Raw genomic sequence first — 7,084 nt, 5'->3', positions numbered from 1 at the left:
TCGCTTATGCCTCTTATCTAACCATGGGCCTCGACAATAAATACCAATACGTTTTGTCTGAGCAAGGTCTGGTTCAAAAGAAAAATCGAGATGAACCCGAATGGGTCAACAAAACCATGGTGACTATTGCTTGGATTTGTTCGGTTGGTTGTATTTTTGCGGTAGCAATAACAGGCCCCATGGCGTTGGCAGGTTCGGGAGTGCTTATCCTTTTGGCATTCGGTATGACGAAACGAAAGCCTCAAAACACGGTTGAAACTCGAATCGCTGTTAGAGAGCACTGGCTTAAAGCTCAATACAATAAAAAGAGAAAGGTTATCGCCCTCTACCATAAGCATGATGACTGTGAATACGAGGATGTCGCGCACACCGTAGTCGTGCGCTATCACTCGGTTGGAGATAGCTACCTATTCTTTGACACCATTGAGCAGTTAGAAAGTATCGTTAACAACCTTCAAGAAAAATTTGGCTTAGAGTGTATTGAAGTACAAGACCACCGCTTGCTATTTGGCCCAGATGCTTTGCCAGATGACGTTGCTGAAATCCCATACAGGGGCCGCACCTATCGTGTCGATGAAACCTACGAGCTAAAGTCATCCAACGCACCTCTTCCTGAATTAGAGTACAGATAACTTTGGCCTATCAATCCAACCTAAAATAGATAACTCAATACTGCGGTAAATTATTACGTTATTTACTCGCAGTTTAAAAAATGAGCGACTACACTTTCTTCTATCTGGTTGAGGTTAAGTTAACCAGGACAGACAGAAGATAGCGTGTTTGAAACAAAGAGTAGAAAGAGAAAATGAATTGGCACTGAGGTTTTGGAGTGGTTTTTCCGGAGGTTTATTGGCGATTTGTATATCTAGCGTGAAATCAGAGGATTAAAGGCGCGGAGCTAGTGCCCATGCACACTACCAGTATTGATGGTCTTGTTTTTCCTCTCATTACCCTCCAACCTTCCTCACGTTAAAACGAAAAAATAGTAGTCTAGTTAAAAGAACTGGCTCCCTAAGTAGCTTCCTTTCAACTAGACATACTGCCAGCATCAACTTACTAGCTCTTCAACCAACTTCTTGATGCCCTTGCCTGCCTCTAACATATTATTTGCCAACATATAGGCCGGCGTGGTAATGACTCGGTTAGCTTCATCAATAACGATATCGTCAACAGCGCAATCAACATGCTTCCCGCCCAGCTTTTCAATGACTTGAGCCGTCTCAACATCGTTCCCAATTGTACATTTCACTCCAGGATAGACCAGTGGCAATAAAGCTGGTGCAATACAAAGGTAACCGGCCTTCTTTTTGGCCTCTTTAAACTCTGTCATCACACGCTTGAAGTCTGGGTCGATCTCTACGGCCTCTCCAACAAACGCGAGATTAGACAAATTCTTTGCTACACCAAAACCTCCAGGAACCAGTAAGCCATCGAACTCGTTAGCTGAAAGTGAATCTAGTGGTTTTATGTTGCCACGAACAATACGCCCTGCTTCTTCCATTACGTTTCGAGTCTGTTTTTGTTCTTCGCCCAACAAATGATTTACGACGTGATGTTGATCCTTGTTCGGCGCAAAGCATTGATACTCCACACCAAGTTCTTCAAGTGCGTGCAACGCCAATACGGCTTCTTGTATTTCAGCACCATCAAACACGCCGCAACCCGCTAAAACAACCGCTACTCGATCCATTTTGTTCTCCTTATTGATCCAACTGACAACCCTTACGTTAATAGATCGCCTGAAGCTTTTCTGAGTACCACTACAAATATTCAAACAATTGGATATGTAATAAGTTCGCAGCGAAGAGTACCGATACTCGACAATAGTAAACTTACCGAGGTAACCTTCTTTTAAGGTTCATTAGCTGGGATAGCACATGGAGAGCAGCATAAACGCAGTTGAAAAACTGAGTCGGTTTAAATATCACTACCCTAAATATCACAGCGATGGAAAGGGGCACGTTCAAGTTGAACAGTTACATCCTCATCAAGCAGATAAACTCGCTGAGCTGGTTGAAGCAGTTGACCAACAAGACGCCTGGGAAGCCTGCCGTGTCATGCTTCAGGGACAGTCACATCGCTGGCTCACGGATGCAATCCAACATATTAGGATGAGAAAGCCCTGTCATATTCACTTTCAACTACTTATTCTCGACTTATTTAAAGATGAACCCTCACCAGTGACACTGATTACACAGTCTGCTGACGGGTGGCCGTGGGACGAGACAAACTGGCAATCACTATCACTGTTAATTGAAGCCGTAATAAAAAAACTTGATGCTTTGGAGCCCGACATCGCAAAGCGAAAAATACTACTAGATAAGTACCACTCTAGTAGAGACTTTGAGGCCGACAGTTTCAGGATGCTGACTGACTTAGACTTCGCGACGTCGAACCTAAAGAGACTCATTGAGAAATATGAGCAGCTCAAATCTGAATACGAGCCATAGTGATTGGTAACCTCTTTAATATCAGCCCTCTACAGTATAGCTTTTAAACCATTCTTCAAAGAATGCGTTGAATTTCTGAACCTTAAGTGGTGTGTATGTTCGATCTGGGTACACCAAACTAATGGTGATGCTGCCATCGGTATAGTCTTGCAAAAGAGGCACAAGCACTTGAGACTGGGAGTCCTCCCTGTTCGTACCACCCTCAACTGCCGAACGGCAATAAGTAGGCAAAAAGCCGATCCCGACCCCTTGCTCGACAATATGACGTACAAAAGCGGTGCCGTTAACTCGCACCTGTTTCGCAAACGTCACGTGCTCTATATCACCGTCCTTTTCGAACGCGAAGGTGTTAGAGCCAGAATACCGATGCGATATCAACACGTGCTTGGATAGGTCACTCGCCGTTTGCGGATGACCATATTGCGCTAGATAATCAGGGGAAGCCATCAATTGCACGCGTAAATCGCCAACTCGTTTGTAAATCAAGCTTGAATCAGGAAATCTATCGCTCGCGCGAACACACAGATCGAATCCCTCTTCTATCAAATCAACAAATCGGTCTTCAATTTGCAAATCCAATTCAATATCCGGATAGCGCTTTAAGAACTCTGCGCACATCACTGCAGTAGGTCTGTCCCCAAGTACATTTGACATACTGACTCGCAACCTTCCTGAAGGTGAACCAAGCAACTCTGCCACTTCACTTTCTGCCACCGATATTTGATCCATGATGGTACGGCAATGCCCTAAATATGACTTTCCAACCTCAGTGAGAGACAGCACTCTGGTTGTGCGCTGCATCAGCCTTGCTCCTAAACTCTTCTCTAATGCAGACACCTGCTTGCTCACGTATGACGGCGTGGTATTAAGCACGTCTGCTGCCTTCGAAAAACTGCCCGTTTCCGTAACGCAAATAAACACCCGCATTGCATTTAACTTGTCCAAGACGTCTACCTTCTGTCTCTAGCACCCTATTTGTGCCAATTTGGAAAAACTATTAAGTCATGATGCCAATTTATCCATCAATATCGACTCAATAAGATGACTGTCAGATGAAAAAGGGAGAGACATCATGAAAGCTATTCAATTGACTGAAATAAACAACATAGAAATTAGAAACCTTGCCATTCCAACACCCGAATCAGATGAAGTACTGGTGAAAATCGCAAGCGTTGGGGTTAACCCAGTCGACTGGAAAATTGCTTCTGGTCAACTGGCTCAACTTATCGACCAGCCTTTGCCATTGACCCTCGGTTGGGATTTCTCTGGAGAAGTAGTAGAAGATGCCAATGGATTCAAAAAAGGCGATAAAGTGTACGGCATGAAGCAAATCGGAAAGGAAGGAAGCTTATCAGAGTATTCTGTCATCAAAACTTCTCAACTGAGCATCGCGCCTCAACACATTCCTCTAGAGCACGCTGCAGCCTTGCCTATGGTGGCGCTAACAAGTTGGCAAGCGCTATTTGGCGCGGGAAAACTTGACCGCAATCAGCGCGTACTCATTCAAGCTGGCGCTGGTGGCATTGGCTCTGTGGCGGTTCAATTAGCTAAAATTATGGGCGCGTATGTCATTGCAACAACATCGGCCAAGAACAAAGACTATGTGCTTGAACTGGGCGCTGATGAAGTCATCAACTACGAAAATGAAAGCGTGGTTGATGTACTAAAAGACAACCCTGTCGATGTCGTTTTTGAAAGCCTTTGGGGTCAATTTCAACTGGATGCAATTCAAGTTCTTAAGCCTGCGGGTAAATTGGTCAGTATCTCAGGGGTTATGCAAGAAGCTGAACAGGCGGCGAAAGAAGCAGGAGTTAGCGCTGAGTTTGTATTTGTTCAATGCAATAGTGATCAGCTGCGAAACATCAGCGAATTGGTCGATAGTCAACAACTCAAAGTTACAGTGTCGAGAGAATATCAGGCACAAGACATTCACTCAGCCTACGAAGAAAGTAAGCTGGGGCATGTTCGCGGTAAGCTCATCCTTCGCTTTTAGTCACTTCTCTGACTGGTTTCTATCCTCCCTCGATTAGAAACCACTAGCTGATGCGGCTTACCCACCTTCAAGCGATGCTCACATGGCATCGCTTTTTTTGATCATACTAATGACACTCAAACCGCAAACACGGCTGAATCTAATTCCATTTGATCTATCCTACCCAACATCGCGTAAAATAAAGAAATAATCCATTAGTGAGCGAAGATATGCTGCTCAAAGACAAGCTTTCAAGCCCCAAGAACATCAATTGTAAAGAAGACAATATTGATGAAACCGAGGTAGCCAAATTTGATGCCTTGGCTCATGAGTGGCGAAACCCTAACGGCAAATTTGCTAACGTGTTGGCTTTTAATCAAGTTCGTCTGCGCTATGTGCTAGAGGAAATCCAGCACCATTTTGGCGACCGTAAAATCCGCATTCTCGATGTGGGGTGCGGAGCAGGTTTGTTAACCCAACCACTTGCAGAAGCAGGCCATCATGTCCTCGGCATCGATGCCAGCCATGTTAATGTAGAAGTCGCGAGTAAACATGGAAAAGCGCTCCCTAACCTTAGATACCGACAAGCGTTAGTTGAGACCCTCATAGAAGAGAGACAACATAACGTGGAAATGGAGTACGACTTAGTCTTAAATACAGAAGTGGTCGAGCACGTTCCAGACCCAAATGCGCTTCTATCCGATTGTGCCGATTTAGTGGCTGCCAACGGAATAATGGTCGTTGCAACACTCAATCGTACGCTAATGAGTTTTCTGGTTGGCATCATTGGCGCGGAATATATTTTACGCGCTCTGCCAATCGGCACGCATTACTGGCCTGCTTTTGTAACACCCGAAGAAATCAAGACTACACTCGAACCAAAGGGGTTTTGCTTGAATCAATCGATAGGAATGGCATTTAATCCATTCACCAAAAATTGGAAATTTACCTCTTCCGATAAAGTGAACTACCTCATCACCGCACACCGTCAATCATAAGCCAGAGAAGGAAGTCAGCGACAATGCATTACGTAACCGTCAGTATCGGCAGCAATATCGACAGAGAGTTCTACGTTTCTAAAGCGTTGAATGCACTTGACTATTTCTTCGCACCGCTCACGATTTCTAAGTCGTATGATTGCGTCCCCGTTGGCTTTGAAGGTGACAATTTTCTGAATTTGGTGGTTGGATTTGAGTGCTCTCAATCAGTTAGCGAGCTCGCTGCCATGCTACGTCAAATTGAAGAAGAGAGTGACAGAGTCAGAGGCGGTAAAAAGTTTGCCTCCAGAACCATGGATTTGGACATTTTAACTTTCGATGATCTGGTCGGCATCTTCGATGGTGTAGAGCTGCCGAGAGGAGAAATCACTGAAAATGCCTTCGTGCTTCGCCCTCTTGCAGATGTCATCCCCGATGACATTCATCCTTTAACTTCAAAGACATACCAGCAGCTTTGGCGTGAATACGACAAAGACAGTCAACACGTAACCGAGACCGATTACACATGGCCTTAGTGGTCCATGATCTCCAAAATATAAAATCAGTTTCTTAACAAATAACCCCTAGCCAAATGCAAACTGATCTCAGCAAGCTATTATTACGTAAAGATGACCATGATCCTAAATCAGGGAAATATGATGAATCACAACGCAATAATAACAATCACTAACCTCAGACTTCGTACCTATATCGGTTTCAACGAAGAAGAAAAAAAGAAGCAGCAAGACATCATCATCAACGCAGAGATCCACTACCCAGCCAACAAACTCTGCCTAGAAGACAACATCGATAACGCTTTGAACTATAAAACCATCTGTAAAAACGTTATCAATCACGTCGAAAACGGACGTTTCCTGCTACTCGAAAAACTCACCAGCGATGTTCTTGGCATCTGTATAGATCATCCATGGGTATCGTACGCTCAAGTGAAAATCGATAAACCTCACGCTCTAAGGTTTGCAGACTCTGTCTCACTCACCTTGAACTACACAGCTGAAGCAGGAGACGCGTCATGATTTCACTAGAAGCGCGAAAAGTACAAGAAGCACTCATTGCTCGCGGACTTGAAACTCCACTTATAGAGTCAGACATGACACCAAATGAAAAGTATCAACGTATTCGGGGGCTCTTAACTGAAGTTGTCAGTACACTTGGGCTCGATTTAACCGATGACAGTTTAGCCGAGACACCTCACCGCATCGCCAAGATGTATGTTCACGAAATTTTCTCTGGATTGGATTACCAGAACTTCCCAAAGATCAGCGTCATCGAAAACAAGATGGCCGTGGATGAAATGGTCAAAGTATCAGACGTCAACCTGACCTCAACCTGTGAGCATCACTTTATTACCATCGACGGTTTGGCTCAGGTGGCCTATATACCGTCAAACAAGATTCTCGGCTTATCGAAAATTAATCGCATCGTTCGTTTCTTTGCGCAAAGGCCTCAAGTTCAAGAACGGCTCACCCAACAGATCTTAGTTGCAATTCAAACGCTAACGGAAACAGAAAATGTTGCTGTGTCGATTAAAGCCACGCACTACTGCGTTAAGTCACGCGGCGTCATGGACACAAGCTCGGAGACGTCGACAACGGCACTAGGCGGGATTTTCAAAACTAATCCTCAAACCCGCTCGGAGTTCTTAGGATGAAAGGAGCTAGGAT

Annotated in this window: 8 protein-coding genes and 1 pseudogene; 7 read left to right on the top strand and 2 right to left on the bottom strand. The window is 44.6% G+C overall.

Annotated features, from left to right (window positions below; all coding sequences use genetic code 11):
• Positions 1–632: pseudogene (locus tag UA76_RS23850) on the top strand (hypothetical protein); the annotation flags it as partial.
• A 416-nt stretch (positions 633–1,048) separates the two neighbouring features.
• Here the strand turns inward: UA76_RS23850 and elbB are convergent.
• Positions 1,049–1,690 (bottom strand): isoprenoid biosynthesis glyoxalase ElbB, encoded by a 642-nt coding sequence (elbB, locus tag UA76_RS09195; protein ID WP_047045186.1) that lies wholly within the window; start codon positions 1,688–1,690, stop codon positions 1,049–1,051.
• Positions 1,691–1,877: 187 nt separating this feature from the next.
• On the opposite strand from elbB, the gene UA76_RS09190 reads away from it, so the two are divergent.
• Positions 1,878–2,450 (top strand): hypothetical protein, encoded by a 573-nt coding sequence (locus UA76_RS09190; protein ID WP_047045183.1) that lies wholly within the window; start codon positions 1,878–1,880, stop codon positions 2,448–2,450.
• A gap of 21 nt (positions 2,451–2,471) precedes the next feature.
• On the opposite strand, the gene UA76_RS09185 is transcribed toward UA76_RS09190, so the two are convergent.
• Positions 2,472–3,395, bottom strand: a complete 924-nt coding sequence (locus UA76_RS09185) for a LysR family transcriptional regulator (RefSeq protein ID WP_075202559.1) — start codon at positions 3,393–3,395, stop codon at positions 2,472–2,474.
• A 127-nt stretch (positions 3,396–3,522) separates the two neighbouring features.
• On the opposite strand from UA76_RS09185, the gene UA76_RS09180 reads away from it, so the two are divergent.
• From UA76_RS09180 to folE, 5 genes are all read left to right on the top strand, one after another.
• Positions 3,523–4,443, top strand: coding sequence for an NADP-dependent oxidoreductase (locus UA76_RS09180; protein ID WP_047045180.1), 921 nt, complete (start codon positions 3,523–3,525; stop codon positions 4,441–4,443).
• 197 nt (positions 4,444–4,640) lie between these two features.
• Positions 4,641–5,420 (top strand): bifunctional 2-polyprenyl-6-hydroxyphenol methylase/3-demethylubiquinol 3-O-methyltransferase UbiG, encoded by a 780-nt coding sequence (gene ubiG, locus UA76_RS09175; protein WP_052771996.1) that lies wholly within the window; start codon positions 4,641–4,643, stop codon positions 5,418–5,420.
• Positions 5,421–5,443: 23 nt separating this feature from the next.
• Complete coding sequence (gene folK, locus UA76_RS09170; protein WP_047045177.1) at positions 5,444–5,935, top strand: 2-amino-4-hydroxy-6-hydroxymethyldihydropteridine diphosphokinase; 492 nt, start codon at positions 5,444–5,446, stop codon at positions 5,933–5,935.
• A 123-nt stretch (positions 5,936–6,058) separates the two neighbouring features.
• On the top strand, positions 6,059–6,436 hold the full coding sequence (gene folX / locus UA76_RS09165; protein ID WP_047045174.1) for a dihydroneopterin triphosphate 2'-epimerase: 378 nt from the start codon (positions 6,059–6,061) through the stop codon (positions 6,434–6,436).
• Complete coding sequence (folE, locus tag UA76_RS09160) at positions 6,433–7,071, top strand: GTP cyclohydrolase I FolE (RefSeq protein ID WP_047045171.1); 639 nt, start codon at positions 6,433–6,435, stop codon at positions 7,069–7,071. The genes folX and folE overlap by 4 nt, the downstream gene beginning before the upstream one ends.
• The last annotated feature ends 13 nt before the right edge of the window (positions 7,072–7,084 follow it).

It is taken from the genome of Vibrio mexicanus, from assembly GCF_001012815.1.
GTDB classification, from domain to species: Bacteria; Pseudomonadota; Gammaproteobacteria; order Enterobacterales; family Vibrionaceae; genus Vibrio; species Vibrio mexicanus.
This window is presented reverse-complemented; position numbering and strand designations above follow the sequence as displayed.